The following is a 17,958-nucleotide window of genomic DNA, read 5'->3' on the forward strand; positions in this document are numbered from 1 at the left end:
CCGCCTGTCTGCCAGTGATGGCGCCCGTGAGAAGCGAGAATGGAGACGTGACGTCCGTGACCCCCGAACAGCTTGCAGATACGGCGGAGCTGCGAAAGGCGCGCGGGGCGTTCTTCACCCCCTCCGAGATCACGGAGTTCATCGCCGGGTGGGCACTGCGGGATGCCTCCGACCGAGTGATGGAACCTTCTGCTGGAGATGCAGCGTTTCTCATCGCGGCCGTGAAGCGCCTTCACTCCCTGGCGGATTCCCCGCAGATCGCGCCCCGAGTCGACGGCGTCGAGATCCATGCTCACAGCGCGGAGGTTGCCCGGCGGCGGGTGATGGAAGCCGGAGGCATACCGGCGATTCAGCACGACGACTTCTTCTGCGTCGAACCACTACCGACCTATGACGCGGTGATCGGCAACCCGCCGTACATCAGATATCAGGACTTCTCCGGCGAGTCCCGGATGCGCGCGCGCGCAGCTGCTCTCCGCGCGGGCGTTCCGCTCACCGGCCTCGCGTCGAGTTGGGCGGCGTTCACGGTACACGGCGCGCAGTTCTTGCGCCCCGGCGGTCGGCTCGGCCTCGTGCTTCCCGCGGAGTTGCTCTCGGTCAACTATGCGGCCCCGGTGCGCCGGTTTTTGTTCGACAGTTTCGCCGACGTCACCCTCGTCCTTTTCGATGAGCAGGTCTTCCCCGAGGCCGAGGCCGACGTCGTGCTGCTCCTCGCCGATGGCTTCGGTCTTGGCCCGGCCACACATGCGACGATCCGGCAGACAAGGAACGCCGAGACCTTGCCTCTCCTCGACCGTGGGTCGAAGTGGCAACCCATGGACCCTTCCGCCAAGTGGACGAGCAGCCTCATCACCGCAGCCGCGGCCGACTCCCTGATCTCCCTCGCGGACGACGGAGCCTTCCGCGACCTTGAGACGTGGGGCGACACCACCCTCGGCATCGTCACCGGCAACAACCGCTTCTTCACGATGTCACCCGCGCGGGCGGCAGAGCTGGGGCTCGCTCAGGAGGAACTTGTTCGGCTGTCCCCTCCAGGCAGCGCGCACCTCCGCGGTCTCTCACTGACGACGGGGATGCTGACTCGGCTCGGGGCGGACGGATCCTCAACGCTGCTGTTCGCCCCGGGAGAGACCTTGAGCTCCGCTGCGGCGGCGTATATCGAAAGCGGGCACCGCACCGGTGTCGACACCGCGTACAAGTGCCGCGTGAGAAAGCCGTGGTACAAGGTCCCGCTCGTCCCACCTGCCGACCTGCTCCTCACGTGCATGAACGCCGACACGCCTCGGTTGACGACGAATACAGCCCGAGCCCACCACTTGAACTCGGTGCACGGCGTGTACCTCGCGGACCAGCATCGTGATCTCGGTGTCGAGCTCCTTCCGCTCGCAAGCCTGAACTCCGTGACCGTGTTGCACGCCGAGCTGGTCGGGCGCGCGTACGGCGGTGGGATTCTGAAGATCGAGCCCCGGGAAGCGGACCGATGGCTGATGCCGAGCCCGGCACTAGTGCGCTCCCGCGCAGAGCGGCTGCGCGAGATCAGGCCGGCGATCGGGAGGCTGCTCCGACAGGGACGCCTTCTCGACGCCGTGCACCAGGTCGATGAAGTGCTTCTCGAGGACCCGGGCGTGATGGCAGGCGAGCGGCTCGCACTGGTTCGGGACGCACGCATCGAGATGGCCAGGCGACGGACAGCGAGGGGGCAGCGTGCCCGGTGAACCGAGCGCGAAGGAGAGAGCGTGGGTGCTCTTCGACCGGATTGTCGCGGATGCGGCCCCGGCCGGTGAACACTCGAATCCCTGGTACCGAGACGATGAGGGGACGCTGCGATACGGCCCCGACTACGAAACCCTGAGCCGGCTGCTCGGGGTGCCGCTCTATCTCGGGGCGGATACGCGCACGGGCGTTCCCGCCCTCGCGCTGGACGTGTGGATCAGCTACGAACTGCGCCGCGCTGGTTTCGACGAGGACGCTGTCTGGCCCCGTCCGATCCACCCGCGCATCCTTCCGGCGCCTGTGGCCAACCTACGTCGCGCACTACGAGGCAAAGAGCGGGTGATGTTGGACGCACGGCTTGCCAAGAAGGCGACGGTTCCGGGAGTCACCGCGGCGAGCGCCAGCATCCTCGGTAAGAACTACTTCAAGCAGGTCGACGTCATCATGACCGACTGGGCGACGGGACCCGAGCTGCTGATATCCACGAAGCGCATGGACTCGTCGTATGGCAAGAACGCGGCGAATCGGGTCGAGGAGTCCTACGGGGATGCCAAGAACCTGCGGCTGCGCCATCCGCTGGCGGCCCTCGGATTCGTGTTCGGCCTGCGCTCGGACATCCTTGAGAAGGAGCCCGAAACGGCCGAATGGCTGGTCGATCTGCTCGCCAAGCTAGGGCGCGAGGACGATGCGTACCATGCGACGTGCCTCATCATGATCGAATATGACGACGATCTCGTGGTCCCCACCGAAACGGGAGAAGACCCCGAGAACCCGCTCATCGCCGCCGGACTGGTCGAGGACCCGGATGCCGAGGAGGACGTTCTGGACGTACCGGCCCCAGATGTCGAGCGCGACCTCGCCGCTCTGCCTCCTGTGCGGATACGCCACGATGCGATGCCGCTCCACCTCACGCCGAGCCGATTCCTCGAATCGATGGTCGACCGCGTGCTCGACGCGACGCCTGTCAACCTCCACAAAGCGGCGCGGCAGCGCCGGCGCACCCCGGCAGCCCTCGGCTAGGCTCCGCCCGGCATTGTGCTGCAGGGCGCCTCGGTCAGGCCTCGCCGGCCATCCGGTACGCCCCGCTCTCCAGTCGTGCGATGAGCTCGCGCACCCACCGGGCGGCGCTGTCGACGGTGTGCGCCCACAGCTTCACCGCCTCGATGTGATGCTCCCAGTCCTCTCCCTGGTGACGGGCGAGCTCGTCCGCGATCTGCGCCCGCTGCCGCTCGTGGGCGGCCAGGCGTTCGGTCAGGAGCTCGATCACCCGCGAGCGCGCGAGAGCCGGCATGAAGCCGATGCCCGCCATGGTGGCGGAGAAGTCGTCGTCCGCCCCGCCCAGCGCCCGTTCCAGCAGCTGGAGGAACGCCTTCTCGCCGGCGGGGGTCAGTGCGTACTCGGTCTTCGCCGGCCCGGCCGCGGGCGCGCTCGGGGCGACCTCCGCCAGCAGGCCCTCGTCGCGCAGCTTGCGCAGGCCGTGATAGATCGAGCCGCGCTCGACGCTGCCCCAGCGGTGCACCGCCCAGGACTCCAGGTCGCGGCGCACCTGGTAGCCGTGCGCGCTGCCGCGCTGCCGCACCGCCCCCAGGATCAGCAGCCTCGTCGCCGTCATGACTCCTCCTCCCCGCCCCAGACTAGTCCAGTTTGACTAGCAGCTCCCCTCGTTTTAGGGTCTAGTCAAGTTGTACTAGCTCGCGAGCGGGGAGGACCGCAGCATGCACATCGTGATCGCCGGAGCATCCGGCGCGACCGGCCGTCTTCTGACCGCGCAGGCGCATGCGGCCGGGCACGAGGTCACCGCCCTGGTCCGCCCTGCCAGCTCGTGGGCACCCGGCCCCGGCATCCGCGTGCTCCGCGCCGACGTCGTGGCCGACCACGCCGTGCGGCTGCCCGAAGGCACGGATGTCGTGATCTCCACCCTCGGCAAGCGCTCGTACGACGACACCGCACCGGTGTGCGCGGGTGGCGTGACCAATCTCCTCGGCGCCATGCGCCGCCAGGGCGTCTCGCGGATCGTCGCCACCTCGGCATCCCCCGTCCTGCGTTCGGGTGCGGGCGAGCCGTGGTGGTTCCGCGGGATCGTGCGCCCGCTCGTGCGGCGCTCCGGCCCGAACATCTACAGCGACCTCGAGGCGATGGAGCAGGTGCTGCAGGCATCCGGCGACGACATCGAGTGGACGGTGCTGCGCCCCGGTTACCTCGTCGACAAGCCGCGCACCCGCTACGAGCTGTTTCCCGAGATAAACGGCATCGGACGCGTCCATCGCGCCGACCTGGCCGCGGCTCTGCTCGACGTGGCGACGCGGTCGGACCTGGGTGGACGCGCATTCGGGCTCGTCAGCCGTCCTCGCAGGCCGATTCCGGCCAGGAACGCGACGGCCGCGGCATGAGCCGGTCGGGGCGCGAGCGGCTTCTCGCGTTCGGGTTCGCAGCGGACGGCGTGTTCAAGCTCGCCGTCGCCGTGGCACTGACGGTGCTGATCGCGCCGGCGAGCACGCTGCTGCACGCGGACCCGCCGCTGGCGCTCCTCACGGCGCTGGTGATCGCGGGCAGCGGCATCGTGGAGATCGGCTTCGCGATGCGCGCGGCACGCCTGCGCGGACACAGCCGGTTCCTCGCGACCTACGACGCCGGCTTGGTCATCGCCTCGCTCGCTGCGTGGTGGCTCGCCGGAGAGGATCGCGGCGGGCTCGTCGGGGCGGTGTGGCTGGGGTACCAGCTGGCGGCGTCCACGGTCCTCGCCGCGCTCCTTCTGCGGAAGCTGAGGAGCGCGGCGAGGGATCTCGGCTGAGGCCTGAGGCTACTCGGCGCCGACCTTCTTCGCGTCATCGGCGTTCAGCACGCGGAACAGCACCGCGCCCACCACCGCGCCGAGGACCGGCGCGATGATGTAGAGCCACAGCGAGCTCCAGGCGACGTGACCGCTCATCGACAGGCCGAGGGCCACCGCCGGGTTGAAGCCGCCGCCGGAGATGCTGCCCACGGTGGTCGCATCCTGGGCGACGTCCTCGGCGCCGGCGTCTACGCGCTGATGGGCGTGCTGTCCGAGAAGGTGGGCGGGATGCTGTGGGTGCCGCTGCTGCTGGCCCTGCTGCTGGCCCTGCTCACCGCCGGCTCCTACGCGGAGCTGGTCACGAAGTACCCGCGCGCCGGCGGGGCGGCGGTGTTCGCCGAGCGCACGTTCCGCAGCCCGCTCCTGGCCTTCCTGGTCGGGTTCAGCATGCTCGCCGCCGGCGTCACCAGCGCCGCCGGGCTCGCGATCGCGTTCTCCGGCGAGTACTTCCAGACCTTCCTGCCGCTGCCGGTGCTGCCGGTCGCTCTCGTCTTCCTCGCCGCCATCGCCGCGCTGAACGCCCGCGGCATCCGCGAGTCGATGGGCGCCAACCTCGTGATGACGGTCATCGAGCTCAGCGGCCTGGTCATCGTCGTGGTCGTCGTCGCGCTCTTCCTGGCCCGCGGCGGGGGCGACCTCGCCCGCGCGATGCAGCCGCCGGAGGGCACCGGCGTCGGCCTCGCCCTGTTGTCGGGGGCGATCGTCGCCTACTACTCCTTCGTCGGCTTCGAGACCTCCGCCAACGTCATCGAGGAGGTGAAGCGCCCCAGCCGCACCTACCCGCGCGCACTGTTCGGCGCCCTCGTCACGGCCGGCGCCGTCTACGTCCTGGTCGGCCTGGCCAGTGCGGCGGCGCTCCCGGCATCCGAGCTGCAGGAATCCACAGGCCCGCTGCTCGCCGTCGTCGAGGCGACCGGCGCGGGCATCCCGTCCTGGCTGTTCAGCCTCATCGCCCTCATCGCCGTCGCCAACGGCGCCCTGCTGACGATGATCATGGCGAGCCGCCTCACCTACGGGATGGCCGACCAGGGCCTGCTGCCCGAGGTGCTCGCCCGCGTGCTGCCCCGCCGGCGCACGCCGTGGGTCGCGATCCTCGCCACCACCCTCGTGGCGATGCTGCTCACTCTCGTCGGCGATCTCGCCACGCTCGCCGAGACGGTGGTGCTGCTGCTCCTCTTCGTCTTCCTGAGCGCGAACGTCTCCGTCCTGGTGCTGCGGCGCGACGCGGTGGCGCACGAGCACTTCCGGGTGTGGACGGCGGTGCCGGTGCTCGGCATCGGCTCGTGCATCCTGCTGCTGACCCAGCAGCGCCCGGTGGTGTGGCTGTTCGCGGCGATCCTGCTCGCCGCCGGCGCCGTGCTCTACGCGCTCGCGCGGTGGTCGCGTCGTCGCGAGCGGCGGCAGACGGATGCCGCTACAGCCAGCCTTTCTTCTTGAAGACCACCCACAGCCCGAAGCCCATCGCGAGCATCAGCCCGATCGCCATCGGGTAGCCCCACTCCCAGTCCAGCTCCGGCATGGTGTCGAAGTTCATACCGTAGATGCCGCCGATGATGGTCGGCGCGAAAAGGATCGCCGCCCAGCCGGAGATCTTCTTCACCTCGTCGTTCTGCCGGATGCTGAGCTCGGTCATCCGCCGCATCTCCTCGTTCTGCCGCCGGGCGACGATGGTGGACTCGACGGTGAGCGCGTTGTCGAGGATGGTGCGGAAGGTGGCGGCGCGATCGGCGATGCGGATGCTGTGGTCGTGCACGTCCCGCAGGTGGCGCTGCAGCTCCTCCTCCACCGCGTACTTCTCACCGCCGCGCAGCAGCGCCTCGATCATGCCGGTGAGCGGCTGCGCGGCGCGCTGGAAGTCGATGACCTCGCGCGCGAGCTCGTAGATGCGCTGGGTGGCGTCGACGTCCTCGACGAACAGTTCGCTCTCGATCTCGTCGATGTCGTTCTCGAGGCCCGCGACGACCGGCCCGTACTCGTCCACCACCTCGTCGACGATCGCGTACAGCACCGCCTCCGGCCCGAGCGCGAGCAGCTCGGGCTGCGACTCCATGCGCCGGCGCACCTTGGCCAGGTTCGGCGACTCGGCGTGGCGGATCGTGACGACGAAGTCGGGCCCCACGAAGACGTGCAGCTCGCCGAACTCGACCTCCTCCTCGGCGTCCAGGTAGCGGGCGGGGCGGAGGACGACGAAGAGGATGTCGTCGTAGCGCTCGATCTTGGGCCGCTGGTGGCCGCTGAGGGCGTCCTCGACGGCGAGCTCGTGCAGCCCGAACTCGTCCGCGACGGCGCGGACCTCGTCCTCGCTGGGCCGGTACAGGCCGATCCAGCCCATGCCGCCGCGGCTCCGCATCAGCTCGAAGGTCTCGGCGAGACTCTCCGGGTTCTCGGTGCGGATGCCGTCGACGTAGATGCCGTTGTCGATCATCGCCATGGGCCTGCTCCTCCCGTACGCCCTGCCGACTCTAGCGGGCACGCCGGCGCGCGGGGCTCTCCCGCGCGCCGGCGCGGGGCGGTCAGGAGCGGCGACGGCGGAGCCGCAGGACCGCGGTCACCGCGGCCGCGACGAGCACGAGGGCGCCCAGGCCCCAGAGCAGCGCTGCGGGCACCGCGTCGGCGGCGGGCGCCTCCTCGGGCTCCGCGCTCTCGTCCGGGGCGGCGGTCTCGGCCGGCTCGGTGGTCTCGGCCGGCGCGGCGGTCTCCGGGGTCGCGGATGCCACGGTGAAGCCGAACTCGCCCGAGATGGGGTGCCCGTCGCTGGAGACCACCTGCCAGGCGACGCGGTAGGCGCCGTCGGCCATGCCCTGCCGCAGCGGCACCGTGACGGTCTCGGCCTGGACGACGGGCGCCCCGTCGGCCCACTCGCGTCCGGCCTCGTCCGTGACGACCACGGCCGTGCCGCTGTTCTCGCCCTCCAGCGCGAGCAGGCTGTTCGAGTAGGTGAGGACGAGCTGCTCGGGCGCGGCGGTCAGCTGCTGCCCGTCGGCCGGGTCGCTGGAGACGAGCTCGTCGTGGGCGGATGCCGGGCCGGCGACCGCGAGGACGGCGACGGTCGCGACGGCGAGGCCGGCGAGGAGGGTGCGGATGCGGGACATGAGGGAACCTCTCTTTCGGATGCCGCGGAGGGCATCTTTCGGATGCCGCACGGGGCGGCGTCATCGTCTGGGCGCCCGGGCGTCCCGGGCGCGGGGAAGCGCCGCGCGTCGTGCGCGGGCCGGCCGCCGTCGGCGGCGGAGGACTCAGACGAGGCGGAGAGGGGGACCGCGGCGGCACAGATCCCGCAGCGGCGGGTCCTGCCGCACCGGGGCGGGGACGGCGACCGGCAGCGGCGTGCGCGGCGCGGTGTGCGGCCGCGCGGGGACGAGGGCGGGGCGGCCGAGCCACGCCGCGAGAGCGGATGCCAGCGCGCGCAGCGCGTGCACGATCCGCTCACCGCGGTACAGCAGCACCACGGTCAGCGCCGCGGCGACCGCGTGCCCCGCCCACATCGCGGCGGTGTCCGGCACGAAGGCCGCAGCGGCGGCCGGGCTCCCGACCGGGCCTCCGACCGGCCGATCCGCGAGCGCCGGCAGCGCCGGCACCCCGTGCTCGTGCGGGCCGAGCCCGGTGCGCGGGGCGATGCCGCCGAGCACGAACAGCGCGTGGAACAGCAGCTGCGAGATCGCCACGGATGCCGTCAGCCGCACCGGCGACAGCCGCCGGCCGGCGAGCAGCGTGCACACCATGAGCGACAGCAGCCACGGCACGGCGATGCCCAGCATCCCGGGCATCCCGCCGCCGGCGAAGACGTGCGACGCGAGCGCGACGAAGGTCGCGACCGAGGCGGCGGCGAACCCACGGATGACGTGGGGCCTGCGGGACGTGCGCACCCCTCCATCCTCGCACGCGCGCCCGAGGCGCCCCCGGGCGCGGACCCGACGCGGCCAGCGGCACCTCGGCCTCGGGCAGCGCGTTCCGGTCGCGGCCCTCCCACACCGCACCCGCGCTGGCCACCACGACGAGCGCGATGCCGGCGACCTCCAGAGGGGACAGGTGCTGCCCCAGCACCAGGAAGCCGGCCAGGCTTGCGGTCGCGGGGCCCAGGCTCATCAGCACGCCGAACACGGCCGGCGCGAGCCGGCGCAGCGCGATCAGCTCGAAGGCGTACGGGATGGTCGACGACATCAGCGCGACGGCGGCGCCCAGGGCGACCAGCTCGATCCGCAGCAGCGCCGACCCGGCATCCGCGATCCCGAACGGGAGTGCCATGATCGCCCCGAACCCCATCGCGAACGCGAGTCCGTCCAGGCCGCGGAACGCGCGGCCGACCCGGGCGGAGCATAGGATGTACGCCGCCCAGCTGACCGCCGCCCCGAGCGCGAACAGGACGCCGGGCAGCGTGAGCCGGTCCCAGCCCCCGCCGCCCAGGGCCAGGATGCCCAGCAGCGCCACGCCCGCCCAGATCCATCCGGCGCGGGTGCGGCCGACGATCACCGAGAGCGCCAGCGGGCCGAGCACCTCGATCGTCACCGTGACCCCGAGCGGCAGCTCGCTCAGGGCGAGGGAGAACATCCCGTTCATCGCCGCGATCACCGCGCCGAACAGGGCGGCGGCGCGCCAGGCCCGTGCGGTGTGACCGCGCAGCGCCGGCCGCGCCACGAGCATCAGGATGACCGTGGAGAACACCAGCCGGAGCATGACCATGCCGAGCGGCCCCACGGCGGGGAAGAGCAGCACGGCGAGCGCGGCGCCGGCCTCCTGCGCGAGCAGGCCGGCGACGACGAGGCCGACGGCCCCGGCCGCCGGGCGTCCCGCGCGCGGTCGCCGCGGAGACGGTCACTCCGCAGGTGCCGGCGGCGCGCACACGGCGGCGTCGAGCACGGCCTGCTTGTACTGCTCGGCGGTGAAGGGCAGACCGAACTCGGGGGCGGTCTGCCCCGCTGCGGCCGGCGCCTTGGACGCGATCGCGGCGAGTTCCCACGCCAGGTACCCGGCGATGGCGCCGCCGGAGGTGGAGTTGTTCAGGGTCACCGCGACGGTGAAGCCGGTCTCCGGGTCGGCGTAGGCGGCGGTGGCGTAGCCGGGCGTCCAGCCGTGCTGGCCGATCATCGATCCGACCAGGTAGCCGCCGCCGGTCGCCTGGTGCCAGGACGGCGCGCCGGGGCCGGCCGGCAGCGGGCTGCCGAAGCGGGCCGGCTCGGCCTTCTCCCCGCGCAGCGCCTGCCGGGCCTCGGCCTGGACGTAGCGCCCGAGCTCCTCGATGGTCGACACGGCGCCCGAGTCCGTGAAGCCCGTGCTCGCCGACATCCCGGTGATGTCCACGGGGGCGGCGCAGTCGTACCCGCCCTCGATCGCCGGCAGGTAGTAGCCCTTGAGCGCGGGAGCCGGCTGCGGCGGGGCGGCCTTGTCGCCGGGCAGCGACGTGCTCTCCAGGCCGAGCGGCCGGGTGACGTACTCGGCGATCAGCTGGGACGCGCTCTTGCCCGATTCGCGCTCCAGCGCCATCCCGAGCATCAGGTAGCCGGCATCCGAATCGCGGTACGCGGTTTTCGCCTCGCTGCGCGGCTGGCCCAGTCCGAAGCTCGCCAGCTGCAGCGGCGCCCACACCCGCTCCGGCGTGTTCAGCAGGTACGGCTTGACCTTCTCCTCCGAGGAGCCGGCGCCGCTCGTGCCATTGCACAGGTCGAGCAGGGTGATGTCGGCCATGTCGGCGACGCCGGGCACGTAGTCGGGCACCTTGCCGTCGAGCGGGATGAGCCCGTCGTCGGCCATGCCGTACAGCACGTCGCAGGTCATCAGCCGGGTGACGTCGGCGATCCGGAAGGACATGTCGGTGGTCACCTCGGCATCGTCGCCCGCTCCCTGCGTGCCGACGCCGGTGACCCAGCTGCCGCTCCACGGCACCCACACGCCGACGATGGCGCCGGATGCCCCGGCCGCCGCCATCGCCTCGTCGACCGCGGTCTGCAGCTGCGCCACGGTGTCCTCGGGCAGCCCGCCCTCCGCCTGAGGCGGCGGGGTGTACGTGACGGTCGGGTCGGCGGAGGTGCATCCGGTCAGGGTCAGCGCGAGAACGGCGGCGGCGCCGAGCACGGTGCGCAGACGGCGGGACGGACGATGCGGCATGAAGGGACCCCCAGGGACGATAGTTCCGAGTCTAGAACGCCGATCCTGAAAGGCCGGCATGCCCGCCGGGCCGGCATCCGTCGACGATCACGACGCCCCGGCGACCTGCCGCGCCTCCCACGCCTCGCGCATGAACCTGCGCACGTCGGGGTCGACGCGGATGTCGCTCGGCCGCAGCGGGCGGGTGAGGTAGAGCCCGTCCAAGGAGGTCAGCCGGGACAGCGCCACGTACGTCTGGCCCGGCGCGAACGCCCCCGAGCCGAGGTCGATCACGGCCTGGTCGTAGGTCTTGCCCTGCGACTTGTGGATGGTCACCGCCCACGCCAGCCGCAGCGGGAACTGGGTGAACTCGGCGACGACCTCGCGGCTGAGCGTCTTCGTCCCGGGGTTGTAGGCGTAGCGGAAGCGCTCCCACACCGCCGGTTCGACGTCGAACTCCTCACCGTCGACCTCGACACGGACGGTGCCGCCGAGGATGCGGGTGACCGTCCCGATCGAGCCGTTCACCCAGCGCGGCGGCTCGCCCGACATCGACGTGTCGTTGCGGAGGAACATCACCTGGGCGCCCACCTTCAGCTTGAGCTCCAGGTCGGCGGGGTGGTTCGCCTCGCCGCGTCCGAAGTCGCCGCTGACCTCCGCTCGGGCGGTCTGCTCGCGGCCGGGGAGCGCGGCGAGGTGGCGCCGGTTGATGGCGTTCACGATGTCGTTGCGGGTGGCGAGGGTGATGATCGGGGTCTCCCCCGGCTCGGGCTCGGGCGGGGTGCGCGCGCCCTGCGCGTTGAGCACGCCGGCGATCTCAGCGGTGACTCGGCCGTACCGTACGGCGTTCAGCATGGCCTTGAACCCGTCGTCGGACTGGCGGTGGATCTCGACCAGCTCGCGCACGTGCAGCTTCGCGCCGTGCGTACCGAGGTCGAGCATCGGGGCGTCCCCTGCGCCCGCTGACGGGGCGCCGCCGGTCCACACCTTGGCGTCGAAGAACCAGAACGACCGGTAGTGGTCCTGGATGTAGCGCAGCTCGTCGCCGCGGGGCGGCACCGGGGCCAGCTGGTACGGGTCGCCGAACATCACCACCTGCACGCCGCCGAACGGCTCGGCCCGCCGCCCGCGTGCCTGCCGCAGCGAGCGGTCGATGGCGTCCATCAGGTCGGCGTTCACCATCGAGACCTCGTCGATCACGAGCGTCTCGATCGCGTTGAGGATGCGGCGCGTGGCATCCGTCTGCTCGATCTCGCTCTCGGCGATGAGGCCGATCGGCAGGCGGAACAGCGAGTGGATGGTCTGCCCCTCGACGTTCAGCGCGGCGACGCCGGTGGGGGCGCAGATCGCGATCTGCTTCTTCGTGTTCCACGCGAAGTGCTGCAGCAGCGTGGATTTGCCGGTGCCCGCCCTGCCGGTGATGAAGACGTGCTCGTGCGTGTCTTCGATGAGCCGGAACAGCTCCTGCTGCTCAGCGGAGAGGGCGGGGAGGGACACGCCCCCATGGTAGGCCGAACGCGGCGGATGCGGGCCGCGCGTCACGGCGTCGTCCCAGCGCCCCCTCCTAGACTGACGCCATGGAGCAGGCGAGGACGAGGACGCGACGTCGCGCCGGTCTCGCCTCCGATCTCACCATCCTCGGCATCGTCGGGGTGCTACTGCTCGCCGCCATCGCCGCCGGCGGCCTCTCGCTGTACCGCGACTTCTACGGGCCGTCCGCCTTCGTCGAGCGCTATCTGGACCTGCTGTCGTCCGGACGGGCGGCGGACGCGCTGCGCGTGCCGGGCGTGGCCGTCGACCGCGCCGCGCTGGAGGAGAACGGGATCGACGGCGCCGCCTCCGAGGCCCTGCTGCGCCGCGCGGCTCTCGCCCCGCTGGACGACGTGGAGATCGTGTCGGAGACCGAACAGGACGGCTCCTTCCTGGTCACCGCCGATTTCCGGGCGGGCGGCGCGAAGGGCCGCACCACGTTCACGGTGGTGCAGGACGGCTGGGTCGGCGTCACCCCGAACTGGAGCTTCGCGGTGAGCCCGCTCGCCGAGGTCGAGCTGCGGCTGCGCGGCGCCGACCGCTTCGCCGTGAACGGCTTCGAGGTCGACCGGCGGCAGGTGTCGGCGCAGGGGGCGGATGCCGATCCGCTCGAGCCGCTGCATCTGCTGGTGTTCACGCCCGGCGTGTACTCGGTCACCGTGGACACCGCGATCTCGCACACCCCCGGGGTGAAGGTGCTCGCCGACACGCCCCTGGCCCGCACTCCCGTGGAGGTGCAGGCGCAGCCCACGGAGGAGTTCCGCGAGGTGGTGCAGCAGCGGGTCGAGGAGTTCCTCGAGGGCTGCACCACGCAGGAGGTGCTGCAGCCGACCGCCTGTCCGTTCGGGCTCACCGTGCGCAACCGGATCGCTTCGCCGCCGAAGTGGTCCATCGTGCAGCATCCGACCGTGACCGTCGTGCCCGACGGCGCGAACTGGGCGATCCCGCCCGCCGACGCCGTGGCTCACATCGAGGTCGACATCCAGTCCCTGTTCGACGGGTCGATCGATCACGTGTCCGAGGACGTGCCGTTCCGCATCAACGGGACGATCGCGATCCTCCCGGACGGGTCGGCGTCCATCCGGGTCGGGTCGCCGGACGTCGAGAGCGACTGACAGTGATGATGGTGGTGGGAGCCCCGCAGCGGTTGTCCTGACTCAGCGACTGACTGACTACGGGTCTTGAACGCGATCTGTCGTTCGATCGCTGCGGGGCTGCCATGCACTCACCGTGCGAGGGTTGTGACCTCATAGGAGCCTGTGCCAGCAGGCACCCATCACTGTCTTGTCCGCTCGCTCTCGGATGGTGCGTGCCGTCCGATCGGAGAGTTGAGAGGAAGGGACGGCGATGACCACCATCGCACGAGAAGAGCAGCAGGACCAGGTCATGATCGTGGCGGGTATCGACACGCATGGCGATTCCCACACCGCGGCGGTCATCGACACCACCGGCCGGCTGCTCGGGAGCGCGCAGTTCCCCGCGAATCGTTCCGGTTATGCCGCGTTGCTGAGTTGGGCGTGTGCGTTCGGTGTGCTCGTGATCGCGGGGATCGAGGGCACCGGCGCATACGGTGCCGGTCTTGCCCGTCACCTGCGCGCTGCGGGTGTCGAGCTGCGGGAAGTGGACCGACCGGACCGGAAGTCGCGGCGCTTTGCCGGTAAGTCCGACCCGCTGGACGCGGAAGCTGCCGCCCGGGCAGCGTTGGCAGGCACACGATCGGGGATCCCGAAGGACCGAGCAGGGAAGGTGGAAGCGCTCCGCAATCTGCGGATCGCCAGGCGCAGCGCCGTGACCCAGCGCGCCGACTGTCAACGCCGGATGAAGGCGATCATCGTCACCGCACCCGACGCGCTCCGCGAACGGTTGCGGGGGCTGTCAGACCGGGAGCTGATCGAGGTATGTGCCGCTGCACGTCCCGACACCACACGCGCCGACGAACCCGAGCAGGCATCGAAGATCGCGCTGCGCGCTCTCGCACGCCGCCACCAGTCGCTGACCGCCGAGATCGCCGAACTCGACGCACTCATCGACCCTCTCGTCGCGGACATCAACCCGCGGCTGCTCGCCCTCAACGGGGTCGGCGCCGATGTCGCCGGGCAACTGCTCGTCACCGCTGGCGAGAACCCCGGCCGGCTCCGTTCCGAAGCCGCATTCGCGATGCTCTGCGGCGTCGCGCCCATCCCCGCCTCATCAGGCAAAACCCACCGACACCGCCTCAACCGCGGCGGCGACCGCCACGCGAACGCCGCGCTCTACCGCATCGTGCTCTGCCGGCTCCGCTGGGATCCCAGAACCCGCGCTTACGCCGCCCGACGCACCACCGAGGGCCTCTCGAAGAAGGACATCATCCGCTGCCTCAAACGCCTCATCGCCCGCGAGATCTACACCGCCCTCACCACTTGACATCCATAGGAGCATCGCACCCGGGCCGAGGCCGGGGCAGGGGCGCGGGCTCACGTCGCGAGTGGCTACTCCAAGTCTTCAGCAGCCAGCGTCTCAGGGAGCTTGTCTCCCTCCTCGAACGGACCGTGAACAAACATGCCGTCCTGCTGAGCGTAGATCCCGGCCGACCCTCCCGTGACGTAGAAGTGGCCTGCTGCCTCACCTTCCAGCATCGACGGTGTAAGGAACAACAGATAACGCTTCCCTTCCTCCAGGTAGGGGAAGGGCGCGACGTCTCCTGGAACACCCAACTGTCACACGATCACAGTGTCTCCGGAAACGGCGGGCGCTTCGGAAAGCGACGAAGCGAGGCTCGGGGGCTCGAAAGAGGTGATGACGGCCGCCGTTGACAGAGTCTCTCGAAACTTCCCATCGATGATGTTCTGGTCATCGATCTCCACCACACCGATGAAGGAGCTGGCGGCCGCAAGCGAGTCGACGCTTTCGAACAGCTCGTGACGTGAACCTTCGTTGTGCGTCACTGGTCCCGATTCCAGGTGACTGTTCCGGTGGCCGTCGGCCACGTGCACCCCGTCGTCGTATATGCGGCCGCAGGGCTGGCCGGTAACACGACAGCCAGAACAATCCCAAGCACTGCCACCATGGCGGCATCGCGTCTATAACCTCGCCTGGCTTTCATCGGCGCACCCCCCGAGCAGCTCCCCGCTCCGGAAGCTGGCACCACTGAGGAACCACCACAAGAGTTCAGTGGTTTGCTCACACAGGCCCTGGTCCACCTTCTTCTCTGCCACACGTGCCTCAGCGCCGCTCGCGCTCCGCGATGCGCCGGTCCCGCTCGGCGATCTCGGCGAGCCGGGCGTTGTACTCCGCCAGCTCGGCGTCGCCGGTGCGGTCGGCGTGCCGGTCGCGGCGGCGCTGCAGCCGGGCATCCGATCGCGACCACTGGATCGCGACCGTGATCGCCAGGATCAACGTGGGGATCTCGCCGATCGACCACGCGATGCCGCCGCCGACGTACTGGTCCTCGTACGGCGTCGGGCCCCAGGTGCGCCCCATGGCGCCGAACCACTCCGCGACCATGAGCCCCTCCTGCATCATGATCGCGATGCCGAAGAAGGCATGCATGGCCATCACCGCGATCAGCGTGATCAGGCGGCCCGGATACGGCAGCCGGTACGGGACCGGGTCGGCGCCGATCAGGCTCATCACGAACAGGTAGCCGGAGAGCAGGAAGTGGATCACCATCCACTCGTGCCCGAGGTGCTCGTATATCGCCCACCGGACGAGGTCGGTGAAGTAGAACGCCCACAGCGACCCGATGAAGATCGCGGCGGCGACGAGCGGCTGCGTGATCACACGCGCGAACGGGGAGTGCACCGCCCACATGATCCACTCCCTGCCGCCGCGGGTGCCGTCCTCGCGCTTGTGGATGGCGCGCAGCGCCAGGGTGATCGGGGCCCCCGCGACGAGGAGCAGCGGGATCGCCATGCTCAGCATCATGTGCCCCAGCATGTGGATGCTGAACAGGTACTCCTGGTAGGCGTTGATCGGGCCGCAGGTGACCCACACCAGCAGGAGCATGCCGAGGGTCCAGAGAACTGTGCGGTGGACCGGCCACCGGTCGCCGCGGCGGTGCAGCCGCCACACGCCGGCGGCGTACAGGAACAGGCCGAAGCCGGCGGCCACCAACCAGAGGATGTCGATGTCCCAGGCGGTGAACCAGCGGTCCAGGGTGAGCTCGGGGGGCAGCGGGGAGCGGGTGAGCCGCTCGGCCGGCGTCTGCGCGGCCGGGGCCTCCTCGCCGACCGGCGGCGGCGTGCGGGCGAGCGCGGCGGCAGCGCCGGAGGCCAGGCCCATCAGGGCGAGCTCGCCGAGGATGAGGGTCCAGAAGGCGCGGCGGGGGCGGGCGGCCGCGCCGCCGCGGGTGCCGCGGGTGCCGCGGGTGCCGTCATCCAGGTGCGGGATGAGCCGCATCCGGTACCACGCGCCGAACAGGCCGAGGCCGGCGAGCAGCGCTGCTTTGGCGAGCAGGATGCCGCCGTACGGGCTCCACAGCTGGCTCCACGTGCCGAGGGCGACGACGCTGCGGGCGATGCCCGACACCGCGACCACCGCGAACGCGGCGAGCGCGATGCTCGAATAGCGGCGGATCAGGGCCGGGAGGTCGATCCGGTCGGCATCCGTCCGGCTCGCGCCCCGGCCGGCATCCGTCCGCGACGATGCGCGACCCGGGGCCGGGCGGAGCACGACGAGCAGGATCACGCCGCCGAGCCACGCCGCCGCGCCGACGGTGTGCAGCAGGATGGCGTTCACAGCGACGGTGTGGCCGGCGAGGTCGCCGGAGTGCCCCTGCGTGGCCATCGGCAGGAGCGCGGCGGCGGCGAGCGCAGCGGTGAGCAGGGTGCCGGTCCAGCCGCGCCAGGCGAACGCCATCACGGTGATCACCGCCCCCATCAGCGTGGTGATCAGCCACGCCTGGCCGAGCGGGATCTCGAGCAGGAAGCTGCCCAACTGCTCGCCGAAGGCGCGGTCGGCGGTGAGGCGAGGGTTGAACGCGGCCATGAAGGTGAGGAAGCCGGAGAGGCCGGATGCCACCGTGAACACGGCGGCGCCTACGGATGCCGTGTCGACGGCGACCTCGAACGGGCGCGTCTGCGTGCGCAGGGCGAACAGCGCCAGGCTGAGCGATCCGAGCATGGCCGCGGCACCGAGGTTGCTGACCAGTTTCGCCGCCGGGAGGCCCCACAGCACGACCGGGCCCGGATCGAGCAGGATCGGGGCGTTCGCTCCGCCGCCGAACAGCAGCGCCGCCACGAGGGCCGCCGCCGAGGCGGCGACGAGGATCGCGAGGCCCGCGACGCGGTAGGGGTTCACCCTCCCAGCCTACGGACCCGGAGGACGCGCGAAGGCCGCCCCCGGAAGGGGACGGCCTTCGTGCGAACTGCGGTCTTACTTGACGGCAGCCTTGAGCTTGGAGCCCGCGGTCACCTTGACGCGCTTGCCGGCCGGGATCTTGATCTCGGCGCCGGTCTGCGGGTTGCGGCCGGTGCGAGCAGCGGTCTCGACCTGCTCGAACGAGATCCAGCCCGGGATCGAGACCTTGCTGCCCTTGGCGACGGCGTCGGAGACGGTGCCGAAGAGCGAGTCGAGGACGCGCGAGACGGTGGCCTGGCTCTCGCCGGTGGCGGAAGCGATGCTCGCGACGAGCTCGGTCTTGGTGATGGACTTGTCAGCCATGTCATCCTCCAGCGACGAAGATCCCGTCGCATCATGTTGGGTCCGAGGGGCGGACGCACCCCGGTGGTCGATCGACCGCTCCGAATGTATCAACGGCACCCCGTGTTTCCGCGTCATTTCAGGGGTTTCGGGCGATTTCTGCGGCGTGTCGCGCCACATCC

General features: G+C 70.9%; 17 protein-coding genes and 2 pseudogenes. 8 read left to right on the plus strand and 11 right to left on the minus strand.

Annotation, left to right across the window (positions count from 1 at the left end):
• Positions 1-47: 47 nt before the first annotated feature.
• Together JRG78_RS12025 and JRG78_RS12030 are read left to right on the plus strand one after the other, a co-directional pair.
• Positions 48-1,715: an HsdM family class I SAM-dependent methyltransferase gene (locus JRG78_RS12025; protein WP_259606885.1), complete on the plus strand. Its 1,668-nt coding sequence runs from the start codon at positions 48-50 to the stop codon at positions 1,713-1,715.
• Between the two features lie 25 nt (positions 1,716-1,740).
• A complete protein-coding gene (locus JRG78_RS12030) occupies positions 1,741-2,733 on the plus strand; it encodes a hypothetical protein (protein WP_259606886.1) in 993 nt (330 codons plus the stop codon).
• A 34-nt stretch (positions 2,734-2,767) separates the two neighbouring features.
• On the opposite strand, the gene JRG78_RS12035 is transcribed toward JRG78_RS12030, so the two are convergent.
• Positions 2,768-3,325: a PadR family transcriptional regulator gene (locus tag JRG78_RS12035; protein ID WP_259606887.1), complete on the minus strand. Its 558-nt coding sequence runs from the start codon at positions 3,323-3,325 to the stop codon at positions 2,768-2,770.
• 103 nt (positions 3,326-3,428) lie between these two features.
• Between JRG78_RS12035 and JRG78_RS12040 the strand changes: the two genes are divergently transcribed.
• Together JRG78_RS12040 and JRG78_RS12045 are read left to right on the plus strand one after the other, a co-directional pair.
• The gene (locus JRG78_RS12040; RefSeq protein WP_259606888.1) at positions 3,429-4,103 is read left to right on the plus strand and encodes an NAD(P)-dependent oxidoreductase; all 675 of its coding nucleotides are present in this window, start codon (positions 3,429-3,431) and stop codon (positions 4,101-4,103) included.
• Positions 4,100-4,504 (plus strand): hypothetical protein, encoded by a 405-nt coding sequence (locus tag JRG78_RS12045; protein WP_259606889.1) that lies wholly within the window; start codon positions 4,100-4,102, stop codon positions 4,502-4,504. The genes JRG78_RS12040 and JRG78_RS12045 overlap by 4 nt, the downstream gene beginning before the upstream one ends.
• Positions 4,505-4,513: 9 nt before the next feature.
• Here the strand turns inward: JRG78_RS12045 and JRG78_RS12050 are convergent, their stop codons facing one another.
• Entirely contained in the window at positions 4,514-4,696 is a 183-nt protein-coding gene (locus JRG78_RS12050) for an aquaporin (protein WP_259606890.1), read from the minus strand.
• A gap of 9 nt (positions 4,697-4,705) precedes the next feature.
• On the opposite strand from JRG78_RS12050, the pseudogene JRG78_RS12055 reads away from it, so the two are divergent.
• Positions 4,706-5,983: pseudogene (locus tag JRG78_RS12055) on the plus strand (APC family permease); the annotation flags it as partial.
• On the opposite strand, the gene corA reads toward JRG78_RS12055, so the two are convergent.
• The 4 genes and pseudogenes from corA to JRG78_RS12075 form a co-directional block, all read right to left on the minus strand.
• On the minus strand, positions 5,961-6,977 hold the full coding sequence (gene corA, locus JRG78_RS12060) for a magnesium/cobalt transporter CorA (protein ID WP_259606891.1): 1,017 nt from the start codon (positions 6,975-6,977) through the stop codon (positions 5,961-5,963). The pseudogene JRG78_RS12055 and the gene corA overlap by 23 nt on opposite strands.
• 82 nt (positions 6,978-7,059) lie before the next feature.
• Complete coding sequence (locus JRG78_RS12065; RefSeq protein WP_259606892.1) at positions 7,060-7,638, minus strand: copper resistance CopC family protein; 579 nt, start codon at positions 7,636-7,638, stop codon at positions 7,060-7,062.
• A gap of 144 nt (positions 7,639-7,782) precedes the next feature.
• Positions 7,783-8,412, minus strand: a complete 630-nt coding sequence (locus JRG78_RS12070) for a hypothetical protein (protein ID WP_259606893.1) — start codon at positions 8,410-8,412, stop codon at positions 7,783-7,785.
• A 169-nt stretch (positions 8,413-8,581) separates the two neighbouring features.
• Positions 8,582-9,052 (minus strand): annotated as a pseudogene (locus JRG78_RS12075) (EamA family transporter); the annotation flags it as partial.
• On the opposite strand from JRG78_RS12075, the gene JRG78_RS12080 reads away from it, so the two are divergent.
• Positions 8,958-9,158 carry a hypothetical protein gene (locus JRG78_RS12080; RefSeq protein ID WP_259606894.1) on the plus strand — a complete coding sequence of 67 codons (201 nt, stop codon included), beginning with the start codon at positions 8,958-8,960 and terminating at the stop codon, positions 9,156-9,158. The pseudogene JRG78_RS12075 and the gene JRG78_RS12080 sit on opposite strands and share 95 nt — an antisense overlap.
• Positions 9,159-9,358: 200 nt before the next feature.
• Here the strand turns inward: JRG78_RS12080 and JRG78_RS12085 are convergent, their stop codons facing one another.
• A complete protein-coding gene (locus tag JRG78_RS12085) occupies positions 9,359-10,648 on the minus strand; it encodes a serine hydrolase domain-containing protein (protein WP_259606895.1) in 1,290 nt (429 codons plus the stop codon).
• A gap of 87 nt (positions 10,649-10,735) precedes the next feature.
• Entirely contained in the window at positions 10,736-12,124 is a 1,389-nt protein-coding gene (locus JRG78_RS12090) for an ATP-dependent DNA helicase (protein ID WP_259606896.1), read from the minus strand.
• 80 nt (positions 12,125-12,204) lie between these two features.
• Here JRG78_RS12090 and JRG78_RS12095 point away from each other — a divergent pair, with 80 nt between their 5' ends.
• Together JRG78_RS12095 and JRG78_RS12100 are read left to right on the plus strand one after the other, a co-directional pair.
• Entirely contained in the window at positions 12,205-13,272 is a 1,068-nt protein-coding gene (locus JRG78_RS12095) for a hypothetical protein (protein WP_259606897.1), read from the plus strand.
• A gap of 232 nt (positions 13,273-13,504) precedes the next feature.
• Positions 13,505-14,560 carry an IS110 family transposase gene (locus tag JRG78_RS12100; protein ID WP_432806392.1) on the plus strand — a complete coding sequence of 352 codons (1,056 nt, stop codon included), beginning with the start codon at positions 13,505-13,507 and terminating at the stop codon, positions 14,558-14,560.
• A 293-nt stretch (positions 14,561-14,853) separates the two neighbouring features.
• On the opposite strand, the gene JRG78_RS12105 is transcribed toward JRG78_RS12100, so the two are convergent.
• The 3 genes from JRG78_RS12105 to JRG78_RS12115 form a co-directional block, all read right to left on the minus strand.
• Positions 14,854-15,081 (minus strand): hypothetical protein, encoded by a 228-nt coding sequence (locus JRG78_RS12105; RefSeq protein WP_259606898.1) that lies wholly within the window; start codon positions 15,079-15,081, stop codon positions 14,854-14,856.
• Between the two features lie 277 nt (positions 15,082-15,358).
• On the minus strand, positions 15,359-17,434 hold the full coding sequence (locus JRG78_RS12110; protein WP_259606899.1) for a cytochrome c oxidase assembly protein: 2,076 nt from the start codon (positions 17,432-17,434) through the stop codon (positions 15,359-15,361).
• A gap of 75 nt (positions 17,435-17,509) precedes the next feature.
• On the minus strand, positions 17,510-17,797 hold the full coding sequence (locus tag JRG78_RS12115) for an HU family DNA-binding protein (RefSeq protein ID WP_259606900.1): 288 nt from the start codon (positions 17,795-17,797) through the stop codon (positions 17,510-17,512).
• Positions 17,798-17,958 lie beyond the last annotated feature (161 nt).

This window comes from Microbacterium sp. EF45047, assembly GCF_028472845.1.
In the GTDB taxonomy this organism is placed as follows: Bacteria; Actinomycetota; Actinomycetes; order Actinomycetales; family Microbacteriaceae; genus Microbacterium; species Microbacterium neungamense.

Coding starts and splice junctions, on each gene's coding strand:
- JRG78_RS12035 (WP_259606887.1), bottom strand. CDS start 3,325: ATGACGGCGACGAGGCTGCTGATCCTGGGGGCGGTGCGGCAGCGCGGC.
- JRG78_RS12040 (WP_259606888.1), top strand. CDS start 3,429: ATGCACATCGTGATCGCCGGAGCATCCGGCGCGACCGGCCGTCTTCTG.
- JRG78_RS12045 (WP_259606889.1), top strand. CDS start 4,100: ATGAGCCGGTCGGGGCGCGAGCGGCTTCTCGCGTTCGGGTTCGCAGCG.
- corA (WP_259606891.1), bottom strand. CDS start 6,977: ATGGCGATGATCGACAACGGCATCTACGTCGACGGCATCCGCACCGAG.
- JRG78_RS12065 (WP_259606892.1), bottom strand. CDS start 7,638: ATGTCCCGCATCCGCACCCTCCTCGCCGGCCTCGCCGTCGCGACCGTC.
- JRG78_RS12080 (WP_259606894.1), top strand. CDS start 8,958: ATGCCCAGCAGCGCCACGCCCGCCCAGATCCATCCGGCGCGGGTGCGG.
- JRG78_RS12085 (WP_259606895.1), bottom strand. CDS start 10,648: ATGCCGCATCGTCCGTCCCGCCGTCTGCGCACCGTGCTCGGCGCCGCC.
- JRG78_RS12095 (WP_259606897.1), top strand. CDS start 12,205: ATGGAGCAGGCGAGGACGAGGACGCGACGTCGCGCCGGTCTCGCCTCC.
- JRG78_RS12100 (WP_432806392.1), top strand. CDS start 13,505: ATGACCACCATCGCACGAGAAGAGCAGCAGGACCAGGTCATGATCGTG.
- JRG78_RS12115 (WP_259606900.1), bottom strand. CDS start 17,797: ATGGCTGACAAGTCCATCACCAAGACCGAGCTCGTCGCGAGCATCGCT.